The organism is Salinivibrio sp. MA440, assembly GCF_001996265.1.
In the GTDB taxonomy this organism is placed as follows: Bacteria; Pseudomonadota; Gammaproteobacteria; order Enterobacterales; family Vibrionaceae; genus Salinivibrio; species Salinivibrio costicola.
The window spans coordinates 23207-49040 of the sequence record NZ_MUFI01000026.1 but is presented as its reverse complement, the minus strand read 5'-3'; the positions used below and the strand labels follow the sequence as shown (position 1 = coordinate 49040).

The following is a 25834-nucleotide window of genomic DNA, read 5'->3' as shown; positions in this document are numbered from 1 at the left end:
GAGACGTTGCGATGGTGATACCACGATCACGCTCTTCTGGTGCGTTATCGATTGACGCGAAATCACGCGCAGCACCGCCGTATACTTTTGCAAGTACAGTACAGATAGCTGCAGTCAGCGTAGTTTTACCATGGTCAACGTGGCCAATAGTACCAACGTTAACGTGCGTTTTCGTACGTTCAAATTTTTCTTTAGACACGATCGTCTTCCTTCCTAGTTGTGAGTTAAGGGGCTTTGCCTAATAACTCAGAAGTCAGTGTTTGATGCCGGTGATCGCACCGGCATCAGGACCAAAATAATTAGCTACGCTCAGCAATTAGAGCATCAGCAATGTTCTTCGGCACTTCACCATACTCGCTGAATTCCATCGAGTATGACGCACGGCCTTGTGTTGCACTACGTAGGTCTGTAGCGTAACCGAACATTTCAGACAGTGGCACTTGGGCACGTACGATCTTCAGACCCGCTGGGCCTTCGTCCATACCGCCAATCAGGCCACGACGACGGTTCAAGTCACCGACAACGTCACCCATCCACTCTTCTGGCGTGGTTACTTCAACCTTCATCATTGGTTCAAGCATAACAGGTTGCGCGTCGTGTGCACCTTTCTTGAATGCCATTGATGCAGCGATCTTAAACGCCATTTCGTTGGAGTCAACATCGTGGTAAGAACCATCGAACAAGGTCGCTTTAACGTCGAGCACTGGATAACCGGCGAGTACACCGTTTTTCATTTGCTCTTCGATACCTTTTGATACCGCACCGATGTATTCGCGTGGAACCACACCACCAACGATTTCGTCAACAAAGACGAAGCCTTCGTTTGGCTCTGAAGGTTCGATCTTCAGCCATACGTGACCGAATTGACCACGACCACCAGACTGCTTCACGAATTTACCTTCAACTTTGGTGCTACCACGGATGGTTTCGCGATAAGCAACCTGAGGCTTACCAACGTTACACTCAACGTTAAACTCGCGACGCATACGGTCAACGATGATGTCTAGGTGAAGCTCACCCATACCCGAGATCAGGGTCTGCCCAGACTCTTCGTCAGACTCAACGCGGAAAGACGGATCTTCTGCCGCTAGTTTACCCAGCGCGATACCCATTTTCTCTTGGTCTGCTTTAGACTTAGGCTCAACCGCGATCTGGATAACAGGATCTGGGAACTCCATGCGCTCAAGAATAACTTTTGAGTCCATAGAACATAGAGTGTCACCCGTAGTCACGTCTTTGAGACCAACACCTGCAGCGATATCACCGGCGCGGATTTCTTTGATCTCTTCACGCTTGTTCGAGTGCATCTGTACGATACGGCCCAAGCGCTCACGCTTTTGCTTCACTGAGTTGTATACACTGTCGCCAGAGTTCACCACACCAGAGTAAACACGCATAAAGGTCAGCGTACCTACGAATGGGTCAGTTGCAATTTTGAATGCCAACGCAGAGAACGGTTCTTTGTCGTCTGCATGACGCTCAATTGGGTTACCGTCTTCGTCTTCACCTTTGATCGCTTTAACGTCGATCGGTGAAGGCAAGTATTCGATAACCGCATCCAATACCGCCTGAACGCCTTTGTTTTTAAACGCCGAACCACAGGTAGCTAGAACAATCTCGTTATCAAGGGTGCGCTGACGTAACGCTTTCTTGATTTCTTCTTCGGACAATTCGCCTTCTTCAAGGTATTTGTCCATCAGTTCTTCAGAAGCTTCAGCCGCTGACTCAACCAGGAAGTTGTGCCACTCTTCTGCTTGCTCTTTCAGATCGTCTGGAATTTCTTCATAGGTATACGTCATACCCATGTCTTCTTCATTCCAGTTGATCGCTTTCATTTTGATCAGGTCGATAACGCCCTTGAACTGGTCTTCTGCACCGATGTTCAAGTGAATTGGCACAGGGGTTGCGCCAAGACGGTTTTTGATTTGATCAACAACGCGCAGGAAGTCAGCGCCCGCACGGTCCATCTTGTTGACGAATACCATACGCGGTACTTCGTACTTGTCAGCCTGACGCCATACGGTCTCAGACTGAGGCTCAACACCTGATGAACCACAGAATACAACCACAGCACCATCAAGCACACGCAAAGAACGCTCAACTTCGATGGTGAAGTCAACGTGTCCAGGGGTGTCGATGATGTTTACACGGTGCTGTTTAAACTGCTGATCAGAACCGGCCCAGAAAGTGGTGGTCGCCGCAGAGGTAATAGTGATACCACGCTCTTGTTCTTGCGACATCCAGTCCATGGTCGCGGCACCGTCGTGTACTTCACCGATTTTGTGTGACAGACCTGTGTAAAACAGGATCCGCTCGGTAGTCGTGGTTTTACCGGCGTCTACGTGAGCACAAATACCGATGTTACGGTAGTGCTCGATAGGGGTTTTACGAGCCACAATAGTATCCTCTTGCTAAGGTTAACCTTAGAAAATGGGTTTGGCGTGCTCCGAACGGAACACGCCATGAAGGCATTACCAGCGGTAATGTGCGAACGCTTTGTTCGCGTCTGCCATACGGTGAACGTCTTCACGTTTCTTAACAGCAGTACCTTTGTTTTCTGATGCGTCTAGCATCTCGCTTGCTAGGCGCTGAGCCATAGATTTTTCACCACGCTTACGAGCGGCTTCAACCAACCAACGCATAGCCAGGGCATTACGACGCACTGGACGTACTTCTACTGGCACTTGGTAAGTTGAACCACCTACACGGCGAGATTTCACCTCGACCGCTGGGCGTACGTTTTCAAGAGCTTGTTCAAATACAGCCAAGTGCTCTTTACCAGAACGCTCAGCCATGATGTCTAGAGCACCATAAACGATTTTTTCAGCAGTTGACTTCTTACCGTCAACCATCAGGATGTTTACAAATTTTGCCAGCAATTCGGATCCGAACTTAGGATCTGGAAGAATTTTACGCTGACCAATTACGCGACGACGTGGCATGGATTATCTCCGTTGTCTTCTTCAGGTTTTATCCAAAACTTTTCAGTTTTTTCAAAATTCAATTGTTTGAGTGTTTGGCCTTACTTAACGGAATCCATTAAGACTTAGGACGCTTCACACCGTACTTAGAACGACCTTGTTTACGGCCGTTAACGCCTGCACAGTCAAGTGCGCCACGAACAGTGTGGTAACGCACACCCGGCAAGTCTTTAACACGACCGCCGCGGATCAGAACAACACTGTGCTCTTGCAGGTTGTGGCCTTCACCACCAATGTATGAGGTGACTTCAAAGCCATTAGTCAAACGTACACGGCATACTTTACGCAGTGCGGAGTTTGGTTTCTTTGGAGTAGTAGTGTAAACACGAGTACATACACCACGTTTTTGTGGACACGCTTCCAGCGCAGGCACGTTGCTTTTCGCAACTTGCTTCAAGCGTGGTTTGCGGACCAGCTGGTTAATAGTTGCCATTAAATAGCTCCTGATATTACTTAACGTATAAGTGTGAAAAATCTAGCCCCAATACAACAGGGACGCGAAATTTTAGGCGTCGGGGTATAGGGTGTCAAGATTTATACAGAGATCTTTGCATTGTTTGTTTTTCAAGCAGCGCGCAGGGGGCGTTTTCACGCTATACAGGCTAGGGTATTACCATGTCATTTGCGTGACATGCTCGACGCTCAAGCTCACTAATTTGTTCATCTCAATCATCACCGCGCTGGGATGAAGCTTATCGCCGAGTCCTCGAGCGTGAACATCATCACTGAGCAAATAAACAACATGATTCCCGGTAAATAAGCGCGTCGCCCACTCGCTTTTATCTACTCCCGCCAGTACCGCATCACTGATTAGTACAATCACACTGTCCTGATCGATGTAGTTTAAGCACAACGTTAGCGCTTGGTCACGATAGGGAGACGATTTCACGATATGAAGCACGTCGACTCCTTAAAAATGTAGTATACGGTCGCACTCTGACAACCGCTTTTTGACTTGTTCAAGTGCCAGAACTTGAGTGGGTAAGACGGTCTCGGCGTACTCCAGCCCACGAGATGCCAATGAAGCGCGGCACACATAGATGTTCTCAACGTCACACAGCGGTAGCATTTTAAAGCTGGCAATGTAATCGCGGCTCAGGATCTGTTGCGGTTGCTGACCCGCTATAAGTTGTAGAACCCCATCACCAATAAAAAAAACCGATAAGGTATCGCAAAACGCCGAGGTAGCGAGTAACGCATCTAGCCCTTCTCGACCGCTCGCCGACCCGTGGGGCGATGTAGAAAATACAAACCCTATTTGCATGAAGCCCTCTTAAAATTGCATCACTCGGTCAGCGGTTAACAAAGCGTCAGCCAATGCGCCTAAGCCTGCCTGAGAGAATCCTTCTGCCAAGGTCGCCGTCGATAATTGATGCTGCGTCGCTTCTTGCTCACTGATAATCCCGCGTCGTAATGCCGCGGCAACACAAGTTTCCAGCGCAACACCGTGATCATGCGCCAACCGCTGCCACGCTTCCACCAAATCAAATTCATCATTTGCAGGCACTGTGGTTGCGACGCCATTCAGTACACCTTCTTGATAGAAGAAGACTTTACTCACCTGGTGCCCCGCCTTTATTGCTGCACAGGCAAACTGATAGGCGGTGCGTGCCAACTGTGATCCATACGCTGGCTCAGTCACGACTAACACATAACGCAGACTCATGATTCGATCTCTTCTGTTTTGCGCTGTCTAACGTAAAGATAGACCGTATGTTTCGAGATATTGAGACGAGATGCCACACGATGAATGGCATCTTTAATATCAAAAATCCCTTTGTCATAGAGCGCCATGACTATCTGACGGTTTTTAGTGTTATTAGACACCGTTTTATCGGCATTGACTTCTTCAACTGTCCGTTCAACGGTTTGATCCACCAGCTCTTCCACGTCACTGGCAAAGTTTACCGACGAGGCCGCTTGTTTGGCGAGATCATCCGGAATGAAGGCTTGTAGTACCTGTGAAAAAGGCGCATCTAAATTGATGTTGATACACAATAGCCCGATGATACGATTATCGCCATTGCGAATCGCTACCGTGATCGACTTCATCAAGGTGCCACTTTTCGCTCGGGTAAAATAAGCCCGTGAAAAATTACGCTCTGAGCCTTCAATATCGCGCAACATCCGCAGCGCAAGATCGGTGATTGGCGATCCCACTTTTCTACCCGTGTTTTCACCATTCGCGATCTTGATCGCTGATTTATTTAAATCGTCTAATGCGTGCAGCACGATTTCACAATGTTCACCGATCAGCGCCGCAAGCCCATCCACTACCGCCGCATAAGACCGCAGAATAACACTGTCTTGTTGATTCAATGGATTAGACTCAATGAGCTCATTTTCCGTCATCACGTTCGCGCCAAAGCCTTCTGTCGGTACCACGTACGCCTATCCTTATTCGACCGTCAATGTAAATGTCTCTGCGCACAGTTTAACAGAATTTAAGCCTAAAAATGCAAAAAGCCCCGGCGATGCCGGGGCGGAGATTACACAGTCAGACGAGGCTGTCGTTTAGCCTTCGCTCGCCGCGTCTTTTTTGGTATCGTCTTTTATTTCAAGCAGTTCAACATCAAACACTAGGGTTGAGTTGGCAGGAATCGATGCGGTATCTTGATCACCGTAAGCCAACTCAGGTGGCACAACAAAGGTAAATTTAGAGCCAACAGGCATTAGCTGCACACCTTCAGTCCAGCCTGGAATCACGCGGTTAAGCGGGAAGGTAGCTGGTTCACCACGATCGTAAGAGCTATCGAACTGGGTACCGTCAGTCAAAGTGCCTTTGTAGTGAACAACCACGGTATCTTCTGCGGCTGGCTTATCGCCCTCACCCATGCTATCCACTTTGTAAAGTAAGCCAGAGTCCGTTTCTTTAACGCCGTCTTGCTGGGCAAAGTCAGCACGGTATTTTTCACCTTCCGAAATCGCGGCTTCTGCTTTCTCTTTGGCTTGCTGTTGCGCCAGTTTAGTCACGCGCTGATCAAGCGATTGCAGCGCCGCTTGCGCTTGCTCATCGGTCAGTTTTGATTCCCCTTGAAAGACATCTTGCACCCCTTGAAGTACCACCTCTTTATCAAGCTCTAAGCCGATGTCTGCCTGTTGCTCTAAGTTAGCGTTGAGGTATTGGGCTAAAGACGCACCGATCGCGTAGGCTGCTTTGTCGTCATCGTTGGCAAACGTTGCTTCTGCTTGTTCGGCAGCTTGATTGGTTTGCTCTACTTTAGCGTCGTCTTGTTGACAGCCGACGGCAAAGGCAACGGTTGCCGCGAGTAGCGACATCTTCATTACTGATTTCATTGGGTACTCCGTTGATGACAAGGATAAATCCTCGTATGGTTGTTACTGACGCATCAACAATGCGAAAGCCTGATTCTATCAATATACTCGTGGTTATATGGCTGCAAACACTGGAACTCAAGCATGATGCCCAAAATCCGCCACATTATTTGCATTTTTATAGTTATTAACAGCTTAACCGGTTGTTGGCAGTCTGGCAAAGAAGCCCAGCGCTGGTCAATCCATCCGGAAGGGGCGACCAGTTTTAGCCTCAGTCGTGACGGCCGTTTTGCCCTGATCGCGTCTGAAGAAACGGATATTGTCCTGTGGGATCTTGTCACTAATCAGCAGCTAGCCGAACTCGGTGCGCAAGATCCGGACGCCAATCCGGTCGTTGTTAGTCATATTTCCGATAATAAGCGCTATGCCATTACCACAACAGCACAAAACTTTGCCGTCTGGGACCTCGCCTGGAGCCAAGCTCAAGGGTTATGGTCCATTTCTGAAGGCATCATACGCGATGCCGCGATCAGTAATAACGGTGAAAAATTGGTGCTAGCGTTGTCGAATGGAAAAGCACTATTTATCGACTTAGGCACGGGAAGGCGCTTAGAGTTCCTCGCCCACCGCGATAAAATCAATGCAGTCTCGATTTCCCCCAACGGCGCCTATGTGCTCTCAGGTGGCAATGACCATCACGCCTACTTCTGGGATACCCAGTCTGGTCAGATCATCAATGACTTTGCTTATGATCGGCGAGTAAAACAAGTCGCCTTGCATCGTGAGGGGAAGTACGCATTTGTCTCTGACGGTGGCAACCGCGCTGTGATTTGGGCCCTACCCAGTGGCGAGAAAGTCAGTGAATTGGATATCTTTGCTCGCCAAGCCATTTATGTCAGTGCCCGGTTTTCCGATGATGGTACCTTGCTAGCCACCGGTTCACCGTCACAACGGGTCGAATTGTGGGATGTGAAAACGGGTAAAAATATAGGTCGTTGGCAAGCATTGGCCCAGCCAGATACTCGCCCACCCAGCGCAGTGGTGTATGATGTAGCGATTGATCCAACTGGACGTGTTATTTCAGGTACCTCGGCCGGGATTGCCCAAGCTTGGTTAACCGACGCGCAATAACGAGAGAGCAATATGAGCGAGATAGATAAGTTACAACAGCAAATTGATGATCTTGAGTACAAAGTGGCGTTTCAAGAAGACACGATCGACCAGCTCAATACCGCATTGACGCGACAACAAGGTGATATTGAGCGCATGACGGTGCAAATCCAGTACCTTGTCAGCAAGCTCCAACATGTTGAGCCAGAGAATATTGCTAGCCAAGCTGAAGAAACACCCCCCCCGCATTATTGAAACCACACCGTATGCGTGACGATTAGCGCGCGGTCACGACGGCCAAATAAAAAAAAGGCGCCAAACGGCGCCTTTTATTCGATGGTACTCATTACCATTTATCTGTCGTCGTGATTAGTGGTCGTGGCCACATTCTTCACCGTCTTGGTGAATGTGCCCATGTGAAAGCTCGTCTGCAGTGGCTTCACGCACATCAACGATTTCCACTGAGAAGGACAGGGTTTGGCCTGCAAGCATGTGGTTGGCATCAACAACAACTTCATCGCCTTCAACCTCAGTCACTTCGACTGGGATCTGGCCTTGGTCGGTTTCAGCCATAAAACGCATACCAACTTCAACTTGATCGACGCCTTGGAACACGTTAGCCGGTACACGTTGTACCATGGCTTCTTGGTAGTCACCGTAAGCTTCGTCTGGGCCTACAGTCACTTCAAAGTTCTCGCCTTTTTCACGGCCTTCCAGCGCGCTCTCAAGTCCGACGATCAGGTTACGATGACCGTGTAGGTATTGGAGAGGCTCTTGTGCTGTTGATTCATCAACAAGTGCACCGTCTTCATTTTTTACTTGGTAAGCCAGGCTGACTACCACATCTTTTGCAATTTTCATGCTCGCTCCGAGACCGGAAGGTAAATGGACTGCCGATGATAACGGATCCCCTACTCCGGTTTAAAGATCCCAATGACATTCTCTGCCGACTCGGCGCCAGAGTGTGACTGTTGTGCCGATTCCGGTAACCGACTATCGTGGTAATCGCAGCTGACACATTCCACTTTGTCAATGTTATTCTCACGCCACACTCGCAATGTATCGCGTTGTTGGCACGACGGACAGGCAGCGCCTGCGATAAAACGTTTTTTCACATCAACACCTTATTCGTCTCGATTCCAACTTTGATGCCGCTCACTATCACCGCGCATTTCTCGGTCAAAAATTTCTTCCAGCTCTTTGCGCGCTTCTTTAACTCGTGATGCAGTCGCGACATCTTGACTGTGCTGAGGCAATAAATCTTCCAGCACCCGCATGTCGAGTTTACGGAACAATATTTCTGCGCGTTTCGCTTTGTACGGGTGCATACCTAGGGACTCTAACGTTTGCCGCCCAAGATCCAGCGCGCCCAAAAAGGTTTCCCGAGAAAACTGCTCGACACCGTGCGCCATCAACTGATACGCCTCGACACGACTACGCGCACGCGCCATTACTTTTAGATTAGGGAAGTGATGGGCACAAAGATCAACAATCTCCATCACTTCGTCTGGCGAATCGGTACAAATCACGATCGCTTCAGCCGTCTTTGCACCAGCGGCACGTAATAAATCGAGTTGCGTAGCATCACCATAATACACTTCGTAGCCATAGCGGCGTAGTAACTTGATTTGAGTCGGATCACGTTCCAGGATGGTCACCCCAATTTTATTGGCGAACATCAAGCGACCGACGACCTGACCAAACCGACCAAATCCGGCAATGATGACTCGCGAGTCAGTCTCAGTGAATGGCGCTTGCGGAGGCAAGGATTCAGGCTCGTTAAAAGTACGCGCAAACCAACGCTGCTGGAGCGAGAGAATTAACGGCGTAGTCATCATCGACAAGCTCACGACCACAAGCAAAAAGGCATTTAATTCTTTATCCAGTAGCCCTTGGCTACGCGCGGCAGTGAAAATCACAAAGGCAAACTCTCCCCCCTGACTGAGCAATACCGCCATTTGACTGCGCGCCTTGGGCGCGACACCAAACGCACGCGCCAGTCCATACAGTAAGCAGGCTTTACCACCGACTAACGCAGCCACGGCACCGATGATCGCCCAGGGATATTCCAGTAAAAGCCCTAAGTCGACCGTCATCCCGACCGCTATAAAAAACAGCCCGAGTAATAAACCCTTAAAGGGCTCAATTGCCGTCTCAAGCTCATGGCGGTATTCACTCTCAGCCAACAACACCCCGGCTAAAAACGCCCCCAGCGCCATCGATAGACCAAGGCTTTGCATGGCCAATGCAATCCCGATGACCAAGGCAAGCGCGGTGACATTAAACAACTCGGTGACGCCACTCATCGCGATCAGACGAAAAATAGGGCGCAAGAAAAAGTGACCGCCGGCCAAGAGAGCGCCAATGCCTAAAAACATCCAGAGGACATCAAACCAACTGCCTGCACTGCCACCGGCCAACGCTGGGATCACAGCCAGTATCGGGATCACGGCGATATCTTGAAATAATAAAACGGCAAATCCAGATTGTCCGGTTTCGCTGCGCATTAAGCGTTGGTCTTCGATGATTTTCATCGCAATCGCGGTAGAAGAAAGTGCCAGCCCCGCCCCGATCACCACGCCTTGTGGCAACGTGAGCCCAGCGAAGACACTTAATGCCCCTATCACGACCCCGGTCAGCACCACTTGGCTACCACCAAGGCCGATAATGGGGCGCCACATTTTCAATAGCTTTTTAGGGTTAAGCTCCAAGCCAATCAAAAACAGCAGCAGCACCACACCAAATTCGGCAAAATGCAGGGTTGAGTCGACATCATCGATTAAACCCAGCCCCCAAGGGCCAATCACAATGCCTGCTACCAAGTAGCCAAGCACCGAGCCCATCCCCAAACGCTGCGCCAAAGGCACCGCAATCACGGCTGCCAATAAAAAGATAAACGCGATGAGCAGAAAGCTATGATCCACGATGTGCCTCCTGCTTCGCTAAAGGGTTAGCCAACCAGTCCGCATAGAGTTCAGCAAAGGCATTGCGATCAGCATCGGTGACGCGGCGCGCCCAGTGAAGAACTAAAGGTGAGACCCAGTGCATGCGGCATAACGCCGCCGTCAGTTCAAAAGGTTGCAATAACTCCTCCATGGAATATTTGTTGTAGCCGATTTTACTGAACGCTTCTGCTGCTCCACCTGTGGTGACCACAAAACGACATGTTTTTCCCGCTAACGCATCCCCCCCTTGCCCATGAGCAAAGCCTTTTCCGAGTACCACATCAATCCACTCTTTCAATAACGCCGGGCATGAGTACATCTGTAGGGGGTGTTGAAACACCAACACATCGACGTCAGTCACCAACGCACGCTCGTGATGGACATCCACCACAAAATCCGGATAAGCGGCGTAAATATCATGCACTGTGACATTCGCCAGCGGGCGTATCGATTCGAGTAATCGGCGATTGGCGACCGATTCATCCGGATCAGGATGCGCCACGATAACAAGCACCTTGGGAGGGCGTGGGTTGTCCTTCTTATCTTGAGGCATACGCTTCCTTGTCGTTATGATTGGCCAAGCACACAATCTGTTCTTTATGCCATGTTTTTAACTTTAACATACAAAAAGGCCAACCCCCCTGTCTAACCACTCGCGCCACGGGGTGGAATTTGGCAATCTCCGCATCAAGCTGGTATAACGACCGCGCAACGTGCATACATCAACCCAAGACAGACTGAGTAATCATGATTCGCTTCTCCGACATTCAATTGCTTCGTGGTGGTAAGCCCCTGCTTGACCACACCTCTGCCATCATCGCACCCGGCGACAAAGTCGGCTTAGTGGGTAAAAATGGCTGTGGCAAGTCCAGCCTGTTTGCCTTGCTACGCCACCAACTTTCGCTTGATGCAGGGCACTATGATTACCCCAATCAATGGCAAGTGGCTTGGGTGGCACAAGAAACCCCCGCATTGGATAAAAGTGCGCTGGAATATGTGATTGATGGCGATACCGAATACCGTGAGCTGCAAGACGCGCTGCGCAACGCTGAAGCCAAAGATGATGGCAATGCAGTGGCGTTGTTACACGATAAGCTCGATGCGATTGGCGGCTATACCATAGAGGCGCGCGCCGCAAGCTTGCTGGATGGATTGGGATTCAGTCAGACGCAAATCCATTGGTCATTAACGCAGTTCTCTGGGGGCTGGCGCATGCGACTTAACTTGGCACAAGCTTTGTTATGTCGCTCAGATTTACTGCTACTCGACGAGCCCACCAACCACCTCGATTTAGACGCAGTGATGTGGCTAGAAAAATGGTTGCAGCAGTACCCGGGAACCTTGGTCTTGATCTCACACGACCGTGATTTTCTTGATCCTGTGGTCAATCGTATCATTCATATTGAGCACGCTAAGCTGAATGAATACACCGGTAACTACTCGGATTTTGAAAGCATGCGCGCGCAAAAGTTAGCACAACAGCAAGCGCAATATGAGAAGCAACAAAAGCAAGTTGCTCACATGCAATCCTACATTGACCGTTTCCGATACAAAGCCAGCAAAGCCCGCCAAGCGCAAAGTCGGATAAAAGCGCTGGAACGCATGGAAAAGGTGCTACCGGCTCAATACGATAATCCATTTAGCTTTACCTTTTTACCCCCTGATGCATTGCCCACTCCCATTCTTATGATGGATAAGGTGGCCGCTGGCTATAACAAAACGCCAATTATCGAGAACATTCGCCTTAACTTAGTGCCTGGGGCGCGCATTGGCCTGTTAGGGCGTAACGGCGCGGGCAAATCAACGCTGATCAAGTTATTGTCGGGCGATTTGCCGGCGATGGCTGGCGAGCTAAGCTACTCTCAAGGGGTGAAAATAGGTTATTTTGCCCAGCATCAACTCGATACCTTACGTATCGATGAAACGCCGCTCCAGCATCTAAATCGCTTAGCACCAACTACTGCCGAGCAAACCCTGCGAGATTTTCTCGGACGGTTTGGCTTTCAAGGTGACAAAGCGTTGGAAAACATTGGCCCTTTCTCTGGCGGCGAAAAAGCACGTTTAGTCCTTGCATTGTTAGTTTGGCAAAAACCGAACTTGTTACTGTTGGATGAACCGACTAACCATTTGGATCTCGACATGCGCCAAGCGTTAACGCTCGCATTGCAATCCTATGATGGCGCGATGGTGATCGTCAGCCACGATCGCTTTTTATTGCGTGCGACAGCCGATGACTTGTATTTGGTGGACAAGGGCGCAGTGCTACCCTTTGATGGCGACTTAGACGACTATCACCGCTGGCTGACCGAACAACAACGCGCTGATCGTGCGGAAAACAAAAAGCAAGCCGCAGACGAAAAACTTGCCCCACAGCAAACGCAGTTAGATCGAAAAGCACAAAAGCGTCGTGAAGCCGAATGCCGAAAACAAACGGCGCCACTACGAAAAAAAATTGACCGTTTAGACACAAAGATCGAACAACTTTCTGCCATTATCGCAGAAGCAGAAAACCAATTAGCGGATCCCGCTATTTACCAGAGTGACAACAAAGCCCGTTTAACGGAGCAATTGCAACGCCAAGCCGATGCAAAGTCGACGCTCGAAGAGGTGGAACAAGAATGGATGGAGCAACAAGAAGCGCTAGAAGCCCTGGAGGCGACATTCAACCAACACTAACGCCTGGGATGGCAAACGCCGCCGATCTTTGGCAGTTTTGTTTGCACCACTATGCTAAGCAAGAGGTCAAACAAGCCTGCCTTAAATTACAAGACGAGCACCAAGGCAATGTGAACCTTGCTTTGTTGCTCGCTTGGATTGAAAGCCACGGTTACGGGCTTAGCCCCGAGAGCCTCACCCAGCTTAAGCACGCCTTGAGCCGGTCTGAACATTTGCTGATCGCTTATCGCCATCTAAGACGCGATCTCAAGCCACGCGTGGGAACCGGCCAATATAAAAAAATGCTCAACTTTGAACTCAGTTTAGAAAAGTTCCAGCAACAAGACTTGATTGAAGTGCTTAATCGTCAATCCTGGCTCACACAAGCCGCGTCTCCCTTGGCCTATTATTGCCGCCAGCTATCCCCCTCTGCCCGAAATCTCTATACACCACTACGGGTAGACCGGCCTACAAAAGAGGATGGAGCAGACGATGATGACACCCTTTAATCCCATTCCAACTGCCCGTAATGCGCATCTGCAAACCTTACTGCCACGCCTGCTGCGCCGGCAACCGCTTTTTGCGCCTATTTGGCAAGCGTTTGATCTGCCTGACGGTGACTTTGTCGATCTTGCATGGACGCATCATCCCGAAGTAGGACAGCCTATTATTGTCTTGTTTCATGGCCTGGCAGGAAGCTTTGATAGCCCTTATGCCAATGGATTATTGGCCGCTTTTAAACAGCAAGGCTGGTGCGGTGTGGTGATGCATTTTCGCGGTTGCAGTGGCCGTCTTAATCGCGCGCCGCGGACTTATCATTCCGGCGAAACGGAGGACGCTCGGGCATTTTTGACCTATTTACGCCAGACCTACCCGAACAATGAGATTGCCGCTGTGGGAGTCTCTTTGGGAGGAAACATGTTGGTGCGCTACCTGGCCGACTATCAGCATGATCCGATTGTCAGTTGTGGTTGTGCTATTTCTCCCCCGCTCGATTTAGCGGCGTGCTCGACCCGTATTCAACAAGGGTTTTCCCGTGTTTATCAAGCGTATTTGCTACGGTCGATGCGACAAACCTTATCGGAAAAACTTACCCGACACCAAAAAGTGGGTCGGTGGCATGCTGGGGAGCGGCCAAAGATTAAAACTCTGTTCGAGTTTGATCAAACGGTCACCGCACCGCTGCATGGCTTTGACGATGCTCAACACTACTATCAAAGCTGTAGTGGTTTATCTGTCCTTGACGCTATTACGGTCCCACTTGCGATTATCCATGCGAAAGACGATCCCTTTATGACCGACGCAGTGATCCCAACCTCGCCTCTGCCCGCGAATATTGACTATCAACTGAGCGAACATGGTGGGCATGTTGGTTTTGTTACCGGCAGTTGGCGCCAGCCACAGTTCTGGCTGGAGCAGTCGGTGCCTCACTGGTTAGCCTCACGCCTTTGCTCGTCCCGTTAAAAAAGGACGCCACGCAAAGCAAAAAAGACCGACGCACATTGATCTACTGCATTGTGTTGAATGATTGGGTAAAATGCGAGCTGATTCACAATATCAGCATCAAGCACCCTAACGTCTCAGCCATAAATCAACAAAAGGTGATGTAGTATGATGGTTCCTTGGCAATCGGTCCCTGAGGAAACACTGACTCGTTTAATCGAGCACTTTGTGTTACGGGAAGGAACCGATTATGGTGAGCAGGAAGTCAGCTTTGCACAAAAAGTGGCGGATGTTCGCCAACAACTGCAATCCGGCGACGCCGTGATTGTGTATTCTGAGTTGCACGAGACAGTGGATATTCGTCGTAAAGAAGCACTCAGATCTTAGCATCGCTGTACGCAATAAACAGCGATACACATTCAGACTGAATGACAGGGCGCGTCATGTCGGCTAAACACCCAATCATCGCGGTCACCGGCTCTTCAGGAGCAGGGACCACCACCACATCCGAAGCATTCCGTAAGATGTTCCAGATGATGAACATCAAAGCGGCGTGGCTAGAAGGGGACAGTTTCCATCGCTTTACGCGACCGGAAATGGACGTCGAGATCCGTAAAGCACGTGAGCAAGGACGGCACATTAGTTACTTTGGCCCCACCGCCAATGATTTTCCGCGATTAGAGCAGTTTTTCCGTGAGTACGGTGAACTCGGCACAGGCAAATATCGCCGCTACTTGCATACCTTTGACGAAGCGGTGCCCTACAATCAAATGCCAGGGACCTTCACACCATGGCAGGATTTACCCGACAATACCAACGTACTATTTTACGAAGGCTTGCACGGCGGTGTGGTTAATGGTGAGGTCAATGTCGCCCAACATGTCGACCTATTGATTGGTATGGTCCCGATCGTCAACCTTGAGTGGATTCAGAAGTTTGTCCGCGATACCCGCGATAGGGGCCACTCACGCGAAGCGGTCACCGACTCGATTGTGCGGTCGATGGACGATTATTTGCATTATATTACGCCGCAATTCTCACGCACTCACATTAACTTTCAACGGGTGCCGACGGTCGATACCTCCAACCCACTGAACGCCAAAGGCATTCCTTCGTTGGATGAGAGCTTTGTGGTGATCCGCTTTCGAGGGATGAAAAACGTCGACTTTCCTTATCTGCTGCAAATGATCACGGGGTCTTTTATGTCACGGCATAATACACTCGTCGTGCCAGGCGGTAAGATGGGCTTTGCGATGGAACTTATCATCCGTCCATTGATTCAGCAGCTAATCGAAAAAGGCAAGATTGGCTAGGGCGTAGCGCATCTATCGTGTATTACTTCTCAAGCCGTGATCTTAGCCACGTTTTTGCCAGTTTTTTAGGCGGTTGGCCTAGATCAAAATCAAGAAATTGCTAACAAAAAAAGATACACTCTTGTTAACATACAGTGAGCTTGTAGCCCGCGCCCAGACTTCGTATTCTGTGCATAGATCTGGTGGGTTACCCCTCAGACAAAGATAGGACGTTGTTGCCGGGCAACACATGCAGAGGAAATAAGTTATATGGTTCCAGGAAAACCTCAAACAGACCCTACACTCGAGTGGTTCCTTTCACATTGTCACATCCACAAGTATCCGTCTAAAAGCACGCTGATTCATGCAGGCGAAAAAGCGGAGACCTTGTATTACATCGTGAAAGGGTCTGTCGCCGTTCTAATCAAAGATGAAGAAGGCAAGGAAATGATCCTGTCTTATCTTAACCAAGGTGATTTCATCGGTGAGCTAGGCCTTTTCGAAGATGATCAGGAGCGTACCGCTTGGGTTCGGGCTAAGTCTCCTTGTGAAGTGGCAGAAATCTCATTCAAAAAGTTCCGCCAACTGATCCAGGTTAACCCCGATATATTGATGCGTTTGTCCTCACAAATGGCGCGCCGTTTGCAAGTGACCAGCCAAAAAGTGGGGGATCTTGCCTTCCTGGACGTCACGGGCCGTATTGCGCAAACCTTGTTGAATTTAGCGAAGCAACCCGATGCCATGACGCACCCTGATGGCATGCAAATTAAGATCACACGTCAAGAAATTGGCCAAATCGTTGGCTGCTCGCGTGAAACCGTGGGGCGTATTCTTAAAATGCTGGAAGAGCAAAATCTTATTTCAGCCCATGGTAAAACCATCGTGGTATACGGTACCCGCTAATCACAGCGCTCTCTGTATTCCCAACCGACGCCCTGGCGTCGGTTTTTTTATCGCCGCTTTCTGGCAAGCGTCTGGATAACTTCTACACTCAAAACGATATTGTTAACACTTAATTAACAAGGTGTCGTTTATGAAAAAACTGATAACTGCCCTCACCGCCCTCGGCCTCGCTGTATTTTCAGTCCATGCCACGGCTAACACCACCATTGTCCATCCAGAACCGCGAGCTGGCTCGGCACTTGATCTCTATGCCATTGAGCTGATTGAATTTCTTGCCGAAAAATCAGGAGAATCTGTCACCTTACAAGCCTTTGACGGCCAAATTGGATCTCAATCTCGTAAGGTGGAAATGCTCAAGCAAGGCAAGCTCACCGTCGACTGGCTTGGTGCCGACCGTACACTGGAAGCTGAATTGATCCCCGTTCGCTATCCCGTGTTTCGTGGCTTACTCGGCCATCGCCTGTTTATTACCAATCAAGCCACTGAGCCCCAACTTGCTCAGATAAGTAGTGCGAGTGACTTGCAGTCTCTGACTATGATTCAGGGACAAGGTTGGGCCGACGTCAAGGTGCTTAACTCAGCGGGATTTCGCGTACGTGAAATATCGAGCTTTGAAAACATTTTCAAAGTGGTTGATACGGGCAGGGCCGATCTCTTCCCTCGTGCCTTGATTGAGCCTTTTAGTGAATTAGCCGAGCGGCCGCAATACGGTAACCTGTTAGTTGACCCACACCTGATGCTGATCTATCGCTTCCCAATGTTCCTGTTTGTGTCTCCGCAACATGCTGACGTCGCCGAGATGTTAAATGGCGCTTTGGCCGCAATACGGTAACCTGTTAGTTGACCCACACCTGATGCTGATCTATCGCTTCCCAATGTTCCTGTTTGTGTCTCCGCAACATGCTGACGTCGCCGAGATGTTAAATGGCGCTTTTGAAGCGGCGTATCAAGACGGATCATTTATCGAGTTTTTCAATAATGCGTCTTTAGTTAAGGAAACCTTTGAAAAGGCGAACATTGGTGAGCGTACTGTCATCCGAGTCGATAACCCGCATTTAAGCAACGAAACACAAGCGATTCCAGACACGTTTTGGCTCGACATCGAGGCCCAATAGACGACAAAAAAAAGGGAGCGTATCACACGCTCCCTTTTCCCATGATGTCGATAAGCAATGCGTGACGCACTAATGGGTGCTTTCAAAGATTTTGTCTGCCGAAGCAGCCACAAAACCTTGGTAGAGCTCACCATTGGGCAACACATACCGCTTAGCAAACTCGTAAAAGCCACCCGGGATGGTTTGCGTGCAATCGGAGAAAGAAACGGGCACGCGGTCAGCCATGGTAGAGGATTGCTCCAGATACACAGATGCATCCCCTTTGACTTCCCCACCTGACTCGTTAATCGCAAAGCCATTATCGCGCAATCGGTTGTTCACCGAGAGGCAATCATCATGCGTATTTAGCTGATTCACACTCACGGTAAAATGGTTCGCACCGTAACCGTGTGCCGCCACCCAAGACGCATATTCACTTTCTTCGGCAAGCGTTTGATAGGTTGCCCAATCAATATCCCATAGGCGGCCCTGATGGAGAAAATCGCTGCCTGTAAGTGACGACGCATCAACTTGTGCCACCAGCTTTTCAACAATCGCCTGAAGCGCGGGCGAGCATTGCTCGACCATCAACTCACTGATAAAGACTTTCGGCATCAAGGGATCGGGGTGCTCAAAATGGCAAGCATTGAGCTTTTTCGCTTCAAAGGTATAGTCACCTTTTTGCTGATACCCCAAGGCGAGAAATGGACGCGCGAGTACCTTTAGTCCAACCTTAGGCAAACCAAATGTCCGTAAGGCAATATGATCATTGATCAAAGGTTGCCCTTCCTCTAATAAGGCATGCACCTTATGTGCCGAAGGGCACAGGCGGTTGATGTAGTCCTGCCACAGTTTGTCGAATAACGCTTGGCCACTGTCCATGTTGCTCTCCTTAGTCCTGTTGAGTCGGTATACCGGGGGCGAACGTATCGGGAAGCATCACCTGCTCGCCCTCCATGGATGCCATGGGATAAGCACAATAATCTGCCGCGTAATACGCGCTAGGGCGTAAGTTCCCCGAAGCACCTGGCCCACCAAATGGCGCATCGCCACTGGCTCCGGTCAATTGACGGTTGCGGTTAACAATCCCTGCACGAATATGATCGAGGAAGTATTGCCATTCGCCCTCGTCTTCACTGATAAGGCCTGCCGACAAACCATAGCGGGTATCATTCGCCTTCGTGATCGCATCAGCTATATCCTGATAGCGCTGCACTTGTAGTAGCGGACCGAAATACTCTTCGTCGGGTAACGCTTGAATGCCACTCACATCTAAAATCCCTGGAGAAATCACCGCATCATGCTGATGTTCACACTCAATCACTGGCGTCGCGCCCAGATCAACAAGCTTTTGTTGTGTCGCCAGAATGCCTTCCGCTGCTGCCACTGAGATCTGTGCGCCCATAAACGGAGCCGGATCATCAAACTGACCGCCTACACGCACGGTTTTTGTCCATTGAGCTAGGCGCCTCAAGATCTTGTCACCCACTTCACCCTCAGGCAGCAGCAAGCGGCGCGCACAGGTACAGCGTTGGCCGGCGCTAAGATACGCTGACTGAATGATGGTATACACGGTGGCCTCTAAATCACCAAACTGATCACTGACCACCAAGGGGTTATTTCCCCCCATTTCAAGTGCGAGCATCTTATCAGGCTGACCGGCAAACTGGCGGTGGAGAATATGCCCCGTATTGGCGCTACCGGTAAATAGCAGTCCGTCGATGCCGCGCGCTTGCGCGAGTGCCTCACCGGTATTACGGCCACCTTGCACCAAATTGATAAGGCCATGTGGCAGCCCCGCCTCTAGCCAATACGCCAGTGTTTTCTCCGCCACTTTCGGCGTCAACTCTGACGGCTTGAATACCACACTGTTACCGGCTAAAAGCGCAGGCACAATGTGGCCATTAGGTAGATGCCCAGGGAAATTGTAAGGCCCGAATACCGCCATAACGCCAAGTGGACGATGGCGTAATACCGCTTGGGTGCCATTGACGTCTTTTTCACGTGAGCCTGTTCTTTCGTGGTACGCGCGCAAGGAGATCGCCACTTTGCCTACCATGGCCCCGACTTCGGTTTTGGTTTCCCACAAGGGTTTGCCCGTTTCTTCGGCAATGACCCGAGCCAGTTCATCGGTATTGGCTTTCACTATCTCGGCAAAGCGTTCCACCAGCGCTTGGCGCTCAGAAAAATCGGTATTGCGCCAACGCAAAAACGCGTCGCGTGCGGCGCTGACCGCTTGCTCCACTTGCGAACGACTCGCTTCTGCACCTTGCCAAATACATTGACTATCAAAGGGGTTTTGCGAGGTCATGATCTCGCCCTCGCCTTTCACCCACTCGCCATGAATCAAATGGCCTGCTGATTGCTTTGTCATTTTATCCCCCCATGGCAATCAAACGCAGTTGATCGCCGTTTTTTACATTCAATGCATCGGCAACCGCTGGGCTAATCACAACTTGATTGGTTTCGTGATCGATCGCAGCTTTCGCCGCGGTGGCACGGAAGCCAGCAAAATCGGTATTCGATATTAAATAATCCTGCGCGCTACTGTGCTCTCTTACGCGCGCTGAAGCGGTGAAAGAGTGACGTACAGACTCAATATTGGGGCGTAAGCATTCTACCGTTGGGCCCGCATCAAAGATGTCGACATAACCACGGCAAGAAAAGCCCTCTTTTTCCAACAAGCGTAATGCTGGACGGGTATTCGGGTGCACTTGACCGATAACTGCACGAGCTTCCTCACTCAGTAGGCTCACATAAATCGGCAATTTAGGCATTAAGTCGGCAATAAACCCTTTGGCACCAATCCCGGTGAGATAATCCGCCAATGTAAAGTCAATGTTAAAAAAGTTGTCTTTTAGCCACTGCCAAAACGGCGAGTTGCCCTCGTCATCCGACACACCGCGCATTTCGGCAAACACCACGTCAGCGAAGCGCTCTGGAAATTGCGCCAGCATTAGGAAGCGGCATTTAGACAATAACTTACCGTTTAACCCGCCACGAAACTCTGGACGCATAAACAGGGTGCAGATTTCTGTCGCCCCCGTGTAGTTGTTGCCAAAGGTCAACACTTCAACAATGTTGTGCACGTTCAGTTTGCGTGATGAATGAACCACCTTGGTCAGATGGTAACTGTAAAACGGGTTATCAAGACCAATGGCGGCTTCGATGCCCGTGGTCCCTGCGATTTCACCGGTTTCTAAATCTTCGGCGACCATCAGATATCCCTCTGGCCCCGGCTCTGTCACCTGTTTGGCAAAACTCTCAAGCGAATTATTAATCCGCCCCTGTAGCAAATCGGCATCGACCGGCAAGGAGGTAAATCCATGCCCGGACGCTTCCGCACACAACATCAGTGCATCAAAATCTGATGCACGGATCGGCCGAATAACTAACATCTCAAATCCCTCCGAGTGAGTCAGGTCGCTTATCCTGCGACGACCTTGGCAATCGCACGTTCTAGGCGTGCCATTCCTTCTTCAATATCCGCTTTGGTAATGACCAGTGAGGGAGTAAAACGCACCACATTAGGCCCGGCAACGAGAACCAATAAGCCTTCTTCGCCTGCCGCAACCAAGATATCGCGTGCTCGGCCTTCCCAGTCTTGGTTCAGTGCCGCACCGAGTAACAAGCCTTTGCCACGCACTTCACTGAAGATGCCATATTTATCATTGATCGCTTCTAACCCGTCACGGAACCATTGCTCACGCTCTATGACACCGGCAAGCACGTCGGGTTTGGTCACTTCATTAACCACCGCTTCTGCCACCGCACAGGCCAGTGGATTACCGCCATAAGTAGAGCCATGAACCCCCGGCTTCATATGCGCAGCCAAGGCGTCGGTCGTTAACATGGCACCAATTGGGATCCCGCCACCGAGTGATTTTGCGGTGGCTAAAATATCGGGCTCGACCCCAGACTCTTGATAAGCATAAAAAGTACCGGTGCGCCCGTTCCCCGTTTGCACTTCATCAAACACTAAAAGCGCATTGTGTTTATCACACAGTTCACGCACGGCTTGGAGAAAACCTGGCTCTGGCGGCACAATCCCACCTTCACCTTGTAAAGGCTCCATCATCACCGCGCAGGTTCGGTCCGAAATATGATCGGCCAATGCGGCAATGTCATTGTAAGGAAGGTGTGTTACATCGCCGGGTTTAGGTCCAAAGCCATCGGAATACGCGGGCTGACCACCTACGGTGACAGTAAAGAAGGTGCGACCATGGAAGCCTTTGGTAAAGGCAATGATTTCACTTTTATGCTCACCATGTTCTTCTTTTGCCCAACGACGTGCCAGTTTCAGGGCCGCTTCGTTCGCTTCAGCGCCCGAGTTAGCGTAAAACACGCGGTCGGCAAATGAGAGTTCGGTGAGGCGTTTAGCCAGACGCAACGCGGGCGCATTGGTCATGACATTACTCAAATGCCACAGTTTCTGGGCTTGCTCGGTTAACGCATCAACCATGACCGGATGACAATGGCCTAAACAGCTCACCGCGATACCACCGGCAAAATCGATATACTCTCGGCCTTCTTGGTCCCAAATGCGCGACCCTTTACCGTGATCAGGAATCATCGGCATTGGGTTGTAACATGGCACCATGACTTCATCGAAGAGTTTACGTTCTACTTTGTGCTCCATTGTCATCACTCAATCCTTCTATGTTTTATCTATGAGGCATAGTATTTACATTATTTTAACCGCAGCAATAGCAGATTATGTTTTGTTTTCAGCATGGTAACAAAGCTCATGCAGTTTAAAGAGATAGTTATGCATAAACTGTGAGCAAAGAGAAGATGAAAGTGAGTAAGGCTATGATGCTAAGAAGGCAAGATTAACGGACTAGAGACCGACAGTTGCATAAGGTTGCAGCCGTTGACAAAGTGATTAAAAACAGCGAAATGTAAAATTAGTGATAAAGATCGCTATTTTTTGCAACCATTGCTGAAAAAAAAGACTCAAGAAAGGAAGACATACGGTAAAGGCTGCACGATAGAGGCCGCCACAGATAGAGCGTCAAAAGACGAACATATTAACCTGCCCGCCCCGCTACCTAAGATTGTTGAAGAAAATTGGCTAACAAGGCATGGCCCTGCTCCGTCAGAATACTTTCCGGATGAAATTGCACCCCCTCAATCGCCAGCTGCCGATGTTTGAGCGCCATTATAATCTCACTGCCATCGTTATCGATAGCGGTCGCTGTGACGGCCAAACAGTGAGGTAGGCTTTGAGGTTCAACTAATAAAGAATGATAACGCGTGACAGTGACAGGGCTAGGCAGGCCAGCGAAGACCCCTTCTCCTTGGTGGGTAACTTGGGACGTTTTGCCATGCATTACCGTACGAGCTCTCACGACGTTCGCGCCAAATACTTGTGCCAGCGCCTGATAGCCAAGACAGACCCCTAAAATTGGAATTTTCCCGGCAAAGTGTGCAATCACCGCTAAGGAAATCCCCGCTTCATCCGGGGTACAAGGGCCAGGGGAGATAACGATGTGCGAGGGAGCCATCACCTCAATATCCGCCACACTAATAGCGTCATTTCGCGCAACATGGACCGATGCGCCCAGCTCACAAAAGTACTGATAAAGGTTATAGGTAAAGGAATCGTAATTATCGATGATAAGAAGCACTGTGCTACGCCATGCGATGGAAAACCGGCATGATGCTACCACAGTGCTGAATAGGCGTCATCCAGGTGCGAGCAACCTTCGCTGCCCGCCACAAGATTACGGCTGGGTGAGCTGACAGCGAAATCCGGTGTATTTAACCGTCATCGCGCTATCTGCAGGTGCACGGCCGCAGTAAACCGGGATCAGCCCTAGCGCTTTCACGGATACCCTTATCGAATCATCCGGCTGCAGCGCCAAGGATTGAACTAAAGGGCTAGCCTGGTCAAAGGTGCGCGTCGCGCGCCATTTCATCCACGCATGATCCGGACTTTTTTGTCCATTAAGTAAGGGGATAATAGGCAAGAAACTGCGATTATTGATCGTCACCGAGACGGGGACCACGGGCTCAGGATAATCGAGTGAGATCAGCACAGGATCGTGATCGGATGACGAGAATGGATTACTCGATTTCACCAATTCTCCGCTATATTGTCGGCTGTACTCAAACAGAGTGCTCTCTACCGAGTTAATATGCCACTCTTCCACCCCGACCACTTTGCTCGCCAAACTGGCATTGGCGAGTGCATGATCTAACGCGCCCAGTTCTCCAGAAAATGAGTACGAGTAGGCTTTATCCCCTAACCACTGCGTTGCGAGGTTGGTATAACCAAGACCTTGCTCAACGACGCTTGGCGTTGGATGCATAGGCACACCACGAATTTCAGTGCCCGCCGCGGTGATAATATCGCGCTGGCCCTCAGTACGCTGATAATCCGTTAGCACCCGCACCGGATCTTCTTGCGCATAAGCATTGAGATCACCCAAAATTAATACGTCACCGTCGACCGCTTTGAGATGGTCACGCAATGCAACGGCGGCAGACACGCGAAACGCATTGCAGTGTCCCTGCATATCCGCGGTATCAGTATCAAACTCACCCGCAATCCAGTCTTCATAGCAGCCTGAGCCTTTCGATTTAAAGTGATTCACCACCACACTGAGCGGCTGGTCATTAACCATAAAACGTTGAATTAGGCTATCACGCTGGTATTTGTCGAGTGTCTTAGTTTCTCCGTCTGGACTTTCGCCGCTGATATGCTGCTCTGGCATGGGTACCGCTTGCGCCTCACCTGCGAGATTGACCTTCGCGGGGCGATAAATCATGCCCACCATAATCGCATCTGAGCCAAAATAGGCGCCCTGATTTTTCTCTTGGTCACTGGGTTCGACAAATTGGTAATGATCACGCGAGTCAGCAAATTGCGCATTTAAATGGGTCACCAGATCAGCAATGGCGCTGCCAGCCTCAAAGCCATTATTCTCAATTTCCATCAAACCGACAATGTCGGCGTCCATCGCGGTGAGTGCATTGACAATTTTAGTGCGTTGCAACCCAAACTCAGCCGCCGTTTTCGCCCCACGGTTACAGCCACGATTCGCATCGGCATCGGCACGATCATCACAGGTCACGTTGAGTGGGCCACCGACCGCACTGGCGCTGGTGAAATAGTTAAGTACGTTAAAACTCGCCACCTTAATGTCAGCGCCAGGCACGTTATTCGGTGCCGGTTGACGATCATTTTGGTGCACAATATCACCGGCAGTGATGGTGTTTGTTGCAACAAGTCGGTATTGGTTGTAGCTATAACCCATAACACCGCTCAAACGCTCGACCCGATCGCCAATACGTAGATATCCCTGCTCGGCATCTAAGCCTGGAAAATATGGGATCTTGCCGTCTTTCGCTTTTTGATCGCTCTCGATATACAGCTGGTTATCGCTATTTTTCGCGGCTAATGCCTCAGCGTCAGGCGTTAACGCGGGATACTGTTGCGTGGGTTTGTATAAAGGGGATTGATGCGATAACACCATATTGTTACGGAAGGCATCGTAGTCAAAGCCAAAGTTACGCGTGATCACCAAATCGCTATCCGCGTCCATGGTGACGTACATCCCTTCGTAGCGCTCAAGTGCCTCGTGCAAAGTCTCATCGGGTTGAACACGGAGTGCCGTCGGTGCAATCGTCCCCTGAGGTGCTCCCTTAGCCACTTGTTCATCGGTAACACCCAGTTGGGTATGGCCGTAATACTCGTTGATGTAACCACTGGCACATAAGGTGTCACCGGGCTGTAAGTTGAGGTCATCAGCGCCTCGCAAGTAAACAAATAAGCCATCGGAAGTGGCACGATTACCATCGCCTTGCGGATCTTGTATCCAGGCTCCTTTATACAAGCCTTGGGTAACGGCAGTGACTACGCCTTGTACCGCATAAGTTTTATCTGAGCGGTACTGCCCGTCTGGAACCAATGGGCTACGCGCGCCGTCACCTTGAATCGCGTAGATGGGGGTTGGGGTTGTCACACCACATTGATAAGTTTCAGTCGGTGGGGCTTTTGCCGCCGCGGGCAGTGCAACGCCGGCCAGCACCAAAGCAAGGGGCGACCACATCAATGGCTTTTTCATACCTGTTCCTTCACGTAAATTGAGTGTTTACTCGAAAATCGGGTGCATTATTCATGATAGATA

The 25834-nt window shown here is 50.1% G+C and carries 29 protein-coding genes; 10 read left to right on the top strand and 19 right to left on the bottom strand.

What is annotated here, in order from left to right; all coding sequences use genetic code 11:
* The 9 genes from BZG80_RS09655 to fkpA all read right to left on the bottom strand — a co-directional run.
* A partial coding sequence (locus BZG80_RS09655) for a GTP-binding protein (protein WP_241833891.1) occupies positions 1 to 199 on the bottom strand: 199 nt, incomplete at its 3' end.
* Between the two features lie 100 nt (positions 200 to 299).
* Entirely contained in the window at positions 300 to 2396 is a 2097-nt protein-coding gene (fusA, locus tag BZG80_RS09650; protein WP_077679226.1) for an elongation factor G, read from the bottom strand.
* A gap of 75 nt (positions 2397 to 2471) precedes the next feature.
* Positions 2472 to 2942, bottom strand: a complete 471-nt coding sequence (rpsG, locus tag BZG80_RS09645; RefSeq protein WP_025673237.1) for a 30S ribosomal protein S7 — start codon at positions 2940 to 2942, stop codon at positions 2472 to 2474.
* A 97-nt stretch (positions 2943 to 3039) separates the two neighbouring features.
* On the bottom strand, positions 3040 to 3414 hold the full coding sequence (gene rpsL / locus BZG80_RS09640) for a 30S ribosomal protein S12 (protein ID WP_025673238.1): 375 nt from the start codon (positions 3412 to 3414) through the stop codon (positions 3040 to 3042).
* A gap of 177 nt (positions 3415 to 3591) precedes the next feature.
* The gene (gene tusB / locus BZG80_RS09635; protein ID WP_077679225.1) at positions 3592 to 3882 is read right to left on the bottom strand and encodes a sulfurtransferase complex subunit TusB; all 291 of its coding nucleotides are present in this window, start codon (positions 3880 to 3882) and stop codon (positions 3592 to 3594) included.
* Positions 3883 to 3891: 9 nt separating this feature from the next.
* The gene (gene tusC / locus BZG80_RS09630; protein WP_077679224.1) at positions 3892 to 4245 is read right to left on the bottom strand and encodes a sulfurtransferase complex subunit TusC; all 354 of its coding nucleotides are present in this window, start codon (positions 4243 to 4245) and stop codon (positions 3892 to 3894) included.
* A 9-nt stretch (positions 4246 to 4254) separates the two neighbouring features.
* Positions 4255 to 4647, bottom strand: coding sequence for a sulfurtransferase complex subunit TusD (gene tusD / locus BZG80_RS09625; RefSeq protein ID WP_077660303.1), 393 nt, complete (start codon positions 4645 to 4647; stop codon positions 4255 to 4257).
* Entirely contained in the window at positions 4644 to 5333 is a 690-nt protein-coding gene (locus BZG80_RS09620) for a helix-turn-helix transcriptional regulator (protein ID WP_174566330.1), read from the bottom strand. Before BZG80_RS09620 ends, tusD begins: the two co-directional genes overlap by 4 nt.
* Positions 5334 to 5495: 162 nt before the next feature.
* Complete coding sequence (gene fkpA, locus BZG80_RS09615; protein WP_077679223.1) at positions 5496 to 6278, bottom strand: FKBP-type peptidyl-prolyl cis-trans isomerase; 783 nt, start codon at positions 6276 to 6278, stop codon at positions 5496 to 5498.
* A 126-nt stretch (positions 6279 to 6404) separates the two neighbouring features.
* Between fkpA and BZG80_RS09610 the strand changes: the two genes are divergently transcribed.
* Both BZG80_RS09610 and BZG80_RS09605 read left to right on the top strand, forming a co-directional pair.
* A complete protein-coding gene (locus tag BZG80_RS09610) occupies positions 6405 to 7388 on the top strand; it encodes a WD40 repeat domain-containing protein (RefSeq protein WP_077676578.1) in 984 nt (327 codons plus the stop codon).
* Positions 7389 to 7400: 12 nt separating this feature from the next.
* A complete protein-coding gene (locus tag BZG80_RS09605; protein ID WP_025744270.1) occupies positions 7401 to 7622 on the top strand; it encodes a SlyX family protein in 222 nt (73 codons plus the stop codon).
* Between the two features lie 114 nt (positions 7623 to 7736).
* Here BZG80_RS09605 and slyD read toward each other — a convergent pair whose 3' ends face one another.
* Genes slyD through kefG form a run of 4 tightly spaced genes read right to left on the bottom strand, consistent with a single transcriptional unit; the run spans position 7737 to position 10865 of the window.
* Positions 7737 to 8228 carry a peptidylprolyl isomerase gene (gene slyD / locus BZG80_RS09600; RefSeq protein ID WP_077461573.1) on the bottom strand — a complete coding sequence of 164 codons (492 nt, stop codon included), beginning with the start codon at positions 8226 to 8228 and terminating at the stop codon, positions 7737 to 7739.
* A 50-nt stretch (positions 8229 to 8278) separates the two neighbouring features.
* Positions 8279 to 8482, bottom strand: a complete 204-nt coding sequence (locus BZG80_RS09595; protein WP_025744269.1) for a YheV family putative zinc ribbon protein — start codon at positions 8480 to 8482, stop codon at positions 8279 to 8281.
* 9 nt (positions 8483 to 8491) lie between these two features.
* Complete coding sequence (gene kefB, locus BZG80_RS09590) at positions 8492 to 10291, bottom strand: glutathione-regulated potassium-efflux system protein KefB (protein ID WP_077679222.1); 1800 nt, start codon at positions 10289 to 10291, stop codon at positions 8492 to 8494.
* Entirely contained in the window at positions 10281 to 10865 is a 585-nt protein-coding gene (gene kefG, locus BZG80_RS09585) for a glutathione-regulated potassium-efflux system ancillary protein KefG (protein ID WP_077679221.1), read from the bottom strand. Before kefG ends, kefB begins: the two co-directional genes overlap by 11 nt.
* Before the next feature lie 194 nt (positions 10866 to 11059).
* Here kefG and BZG80_RS09580 point away from each other — a divergent pair, with 194 nt between their 5' ends.
* The 8 genes from BZG80_RS09580 to BZG80_RS09545 all read left to right on the top strand — a co-directional run bounded on the left by BZG80_RS09580 (position 11060) and on the right by BZG80_RS09545 (position 17720).
* Entirely contained in the window at positions 11060 to 12988 is a 1929-nt protein-coding gene (locus BZG80_RS09580) for an ABC transporter ATP-binding protein (protein ID WP_077679220.1), read from the top strand.
* Between the two features lie 8 nt (positions 12989 to 12996).
* Positions 12997 to 13476 carry a TIGR02444 family protein gene (locus tag BZG80_RS09575; RefSeq protein ID WP_101494532.1) on the top strand — a complete coding sequence of 160 codons (480 nt, stop codon included), beginning with the start codon at positions 12997 to 12999 and terminating at the stop codon, positions 13474 to 13476.
* On the top strand, positions 13460 to 14431 hold the full coding sequence (locus BZG80_RS09570; protein WP_077660310.1) for a hydrolase: 972 nt from the start codon (positions 13460 to 13462) through the stop codon (positions 14429 to 14431). Before BZG80_RS09575 ends, BZG80_RS09570 begins: the two co-directional genes overlap by 17 nt.
* Before the next feature lie 147 nt (positions 14432 to 14578).
* Entirely contained in the window at positions 14579 to 14797 is a 219-nt protein-coding gene (locus BZG80_RS09565; RefSeq protein ID WP_025744266.1) for a YheU family protein, read from the top strand.
* A gap of 56 nt (positions 14798 to 14853) precedes the next feature.
* Positions 14854 to 15723, top strand: coding sequence for a phosphoribulokinase (locus tag BZG80_RS09560; protein WP_077679219.1), 870 nt, complete (start codon positions 14854 to 14856; stop codon positions 15721 to 15723).
* A 249-nt stretch (positions 15724 to 15972) separates the two neighbouring features.
* Complete coding sequence (gene crp, locus BZG80_RS09555) at positions 15973 to 16605, top strand: cAMP-activated global transcriptional regulator CRP (RefSeq protein WP_025673251.1); 633 nt, start codon at positions 15973 to 15975, stop codon at positions 16603 to 16605.
* A 130-nt stretch (positions 16606 to 16735) separates the two neighbouring features.
* Positions 16736 to 17437 carry a hypothetical protein gene (locus BZG80_RS09550; RefSeq protein ID WP_077679218.1) on the top strand — a complete coding sequence of 234 codons (702 nt, stop codon included), beginning with the start codon at positions 16736 to 16738 and terminating at the stop codon, positions 17435 to 17437.
* Entirely contained in the window at positions 17412 to 17720 is a 309-nt protein-coding gene (locus BZG80_RS09545) for a hypothetical protein (protein WP_077679217.1), read from the top strand. Before BZG80_RS09550 ends, BZG80_RS09545 begins: the two co-directional genes overlap by 26 nt.
* A gap of 69 nt (positions 17721 to 17789) precedes the next feature.
* Here BZG80_RS09545 and BZG80_RS09540 read toward each other — a convergent pair whose 3' ends face one another.
* The 6 genes from BZG80_RS09540 to BZG80_RS09515 all read right to left on the bottom strand — a co-directional run bounded on the left by BZG80_RS09540 (position 17790) and on the right by BZG80_RS09515 (position 25771).
* Positions 17790 to 18581 (bottom strand): DUF1338 domain-containing protein, encoded by a 792-nt coding sequence (locus BZG80_RS09540; RefSeq protein WP_077679216.1) that lies wholly within the window; start codon positions 18579 to 18581, stop codon positions 17790 to 17792.
* A gap of 10 nt (positions 18582 to 18591) precedes the next feature.
* Positions 18592 to 20073, bottom strand: a complete 1482-nt coding sequence (gene astD, locus BZG80_RS09535; protein ID WP_077679215.1) for a succinylglutamate-semialdehyde dehydrogenase — start codon at positions 20071 to 20073, stop codon at positions 18592 to 18594.
* Between the two features lies 1 nt (position 20074).
* Positions 20075 to 21097 (bottom strand): arginine N-succinyltransferase, encoded by a 1023-nt coding sequence (gene astA / locus BZG80_RS09530; protein WP_077461564.1) that lies wholly within the window; start codon positions 21095 to 21097, stop codon positions 20075 to 20077.
* Positions 21098 to 21126: 29 nt separating this feature from the next.
* Positions 21127 to 22344, bottom strand: a complete 1218-nt coding sequence (locus BZG80_RS09525; RefSeq protein WP_077461563.1) for an aspartate aminotransferase family protein — start codon at positions 22342 to 22344, stop codon at positions 21127 to 21129.
* A gap of 406 nt (positions 22345 to 22750) precedes the next feature.
* Positions 22751 to 23329, bottom strand: a complete 579-nt coding sequence (locus BZG80_RS09520; protein ID WP_077461562.1) for an anthranilate synthase component II — start codon at positions 23327 to 23329, stop codon at positions 22751 to 22753.
* A 96-nt stretch (positions 23330 to 23425) separates the two neighbouring features.
* On the bottom strand, positions 23426 to 25771 hold the full coding sequence (locus BZG80_RS09515; RefSeq protein ID WP_077679214.1) for an ExeM/NucH family extracellular endonuclease: 2346 nt from the start codon (positions 25769 to 25771) through the stop codon (positions 23426 to 23428).
* Positions 25772 to 25834 lie beyond the last annotated feature (63 nt).

Excerpts from the sequence above, each read along its gene's own strand:
- rpsG (WP_025673237.1), bottom strand. The coding sequence starts at position 2,942 with ATGCCACGTCGTCGCGTAATTGGTCAGCGTAAAATTCTTCCAGATCCT.
- rpsL (WP_025673238.1), bottom strand. The coding sequence starts at position 3,414 with ATGGCAACTATTAACCAGCTGGTCCGCAAACCACGCTTGAAGCAAGTT.
- tusC (WP_077679224.1), bottom strand. The coding sequence starts at position 4,245 with ATGCAAATAGGGTTTGTATTTTCTACATCGCCCCACGGGTCGGCGAGC.
- tusD (WP_077660303.1), bottom strand. The coding sequence starts at position 4,647 with ATGAGTCTGCGTTATGTGTTAGTCGTGACTGAGCCAGCGTATGGATCA.
- BZG80_RS09620 (WP_174566330.1), bottom strand. The coding sequence starts at position 5,333 with ATGACGGAAAATGAGCTCATTGAGTCTAATCCATTGAATCAACAAGAC.
- fkpA (WP_077679223.1), bottom strand. The coding sequence starts at position 6,278 with ATGAAATCAGTAATGAAGATGTCGCTACTCGCGGCAACCGTTGCCTTT.
- BZG80_RS09610 (WP_077676578.1), top strand. The coding sequence starts at position 6,405 with ATGCCCAAAATCCGCCACATTATTTGCATTTTTATAGTTATTAACAGC.
- BZG80_RS09605 (WP_025744270.1), top strand. The coding sequence starts at position 7,401 with ATGAGCGAGATAGATAAGTTACAACAGCAAATTGATGATCTTGAGTAC.
- slyD (WP_077461573.1), bottom strand. The coding sequence starts at position 8,228 with ATGAAAATTGCAAAAGATGTGGTAGTCAGCCTGGCTTACCAAGTAAAA.
- kefG (WP_077679221.1), bottom strand. The coding sequence starts at position 10,865 with ATGCCTCAAGATAAGAAGGACAACCCACGCCCTCCCAAGGTGCTTGTT.
- BZG80_RS09580 (WP_077679220.1), top strand. The coding sequence starts at position 11,060 with ATGATTCGCTTCTCCGACATTCAATTGCTTCGTGGTGGTAAGCCCCTG.
- BZG80_RS09575 (WP_101494532.1), top strand. The coding sequence starts at position 12,997 with ATGGCAAACGCCGCCGATCTTTGGCAGTTTTGTTTGCACCACTATGCT.
- BZG80_RS09570 (WP_077660310.1), top strand. The coding sequence starts at position 13,460 with ATGATGACACCCTTTAATCCCATTCCAACTGCCCGTAATGCGCATCTG.
- BZG80_RS09565 (WP_025744266.1), top strand. The coding sequence starts at position 14,579 with ATGATGGTTCCTTGGCAATCGGTCCCTGAGGAAACACTGACTCGTTTA.
- BZG80_RS09560 (WP_077679219.1), top strand. The coding sequence starts at position 14,854 with ATGTCGGCTAAACACCCAATCATCGCGGTCACCGGCTCTTCAGGAGCA.
- crp (WP_025673251.1), top strand. The coding sequence starts at position 15,973 with ATGGTTCCAGGAAAACCTCAAACAGACCCTACACTCGAGTGGTTCCTT.
- BZG80_RS09550 (WP_077679218.1), top strand. The coding sequence starts at position 16,736 with ATGAAAAAACTGATAACTGCCCTCACCGCCCTCGGCCTCGCTGTATTT.
- BZG80_RS09545 (WP_077679217.1), top strand. The coding sequence starts at position 17,412 with ATGGCGCTTTGGCCGCAATACGGTAACCTGTTAGTTGACCCACACCTG.
- BZG80_RS09540 (WP_077679216.1), bottom strand. The coding sequence starts at position 18,581 with ATGGACAGTGGCCAAGCGTTATTCGACAAACTGTGGCAGGACTACATC.
- astD (WP_077679215.1), bottom strand. The coding sequence starts at position 20,073 with ATGACAAAGCAATCAGCAGGCCATTTGATTCATGGCGAGTGGGTGAAA.
- astA (WP_077461564.1), bottom strand. The coding sequence starts at position 21,097 with ATGTTAGTTATTCGGCCGATCCGTGCATCAGATTTTGATGCACTGATG.
- BZG80_RS09525 (WP_077461563.1), bottom strand. The coding sequence starts at position 22,344 with ATGACAATGGAGCACAAAGTAGAACGTAAACTCTTCGATGAAGTCATG.
- BZG80_RS09515 (WP_077679214.1), bottom strand. The coding sequence starts at position 25,771 with ATGAAAAAGCCATTGATGTGGTCGCCCCTTGCTTTGGTGCTGGCCGGC.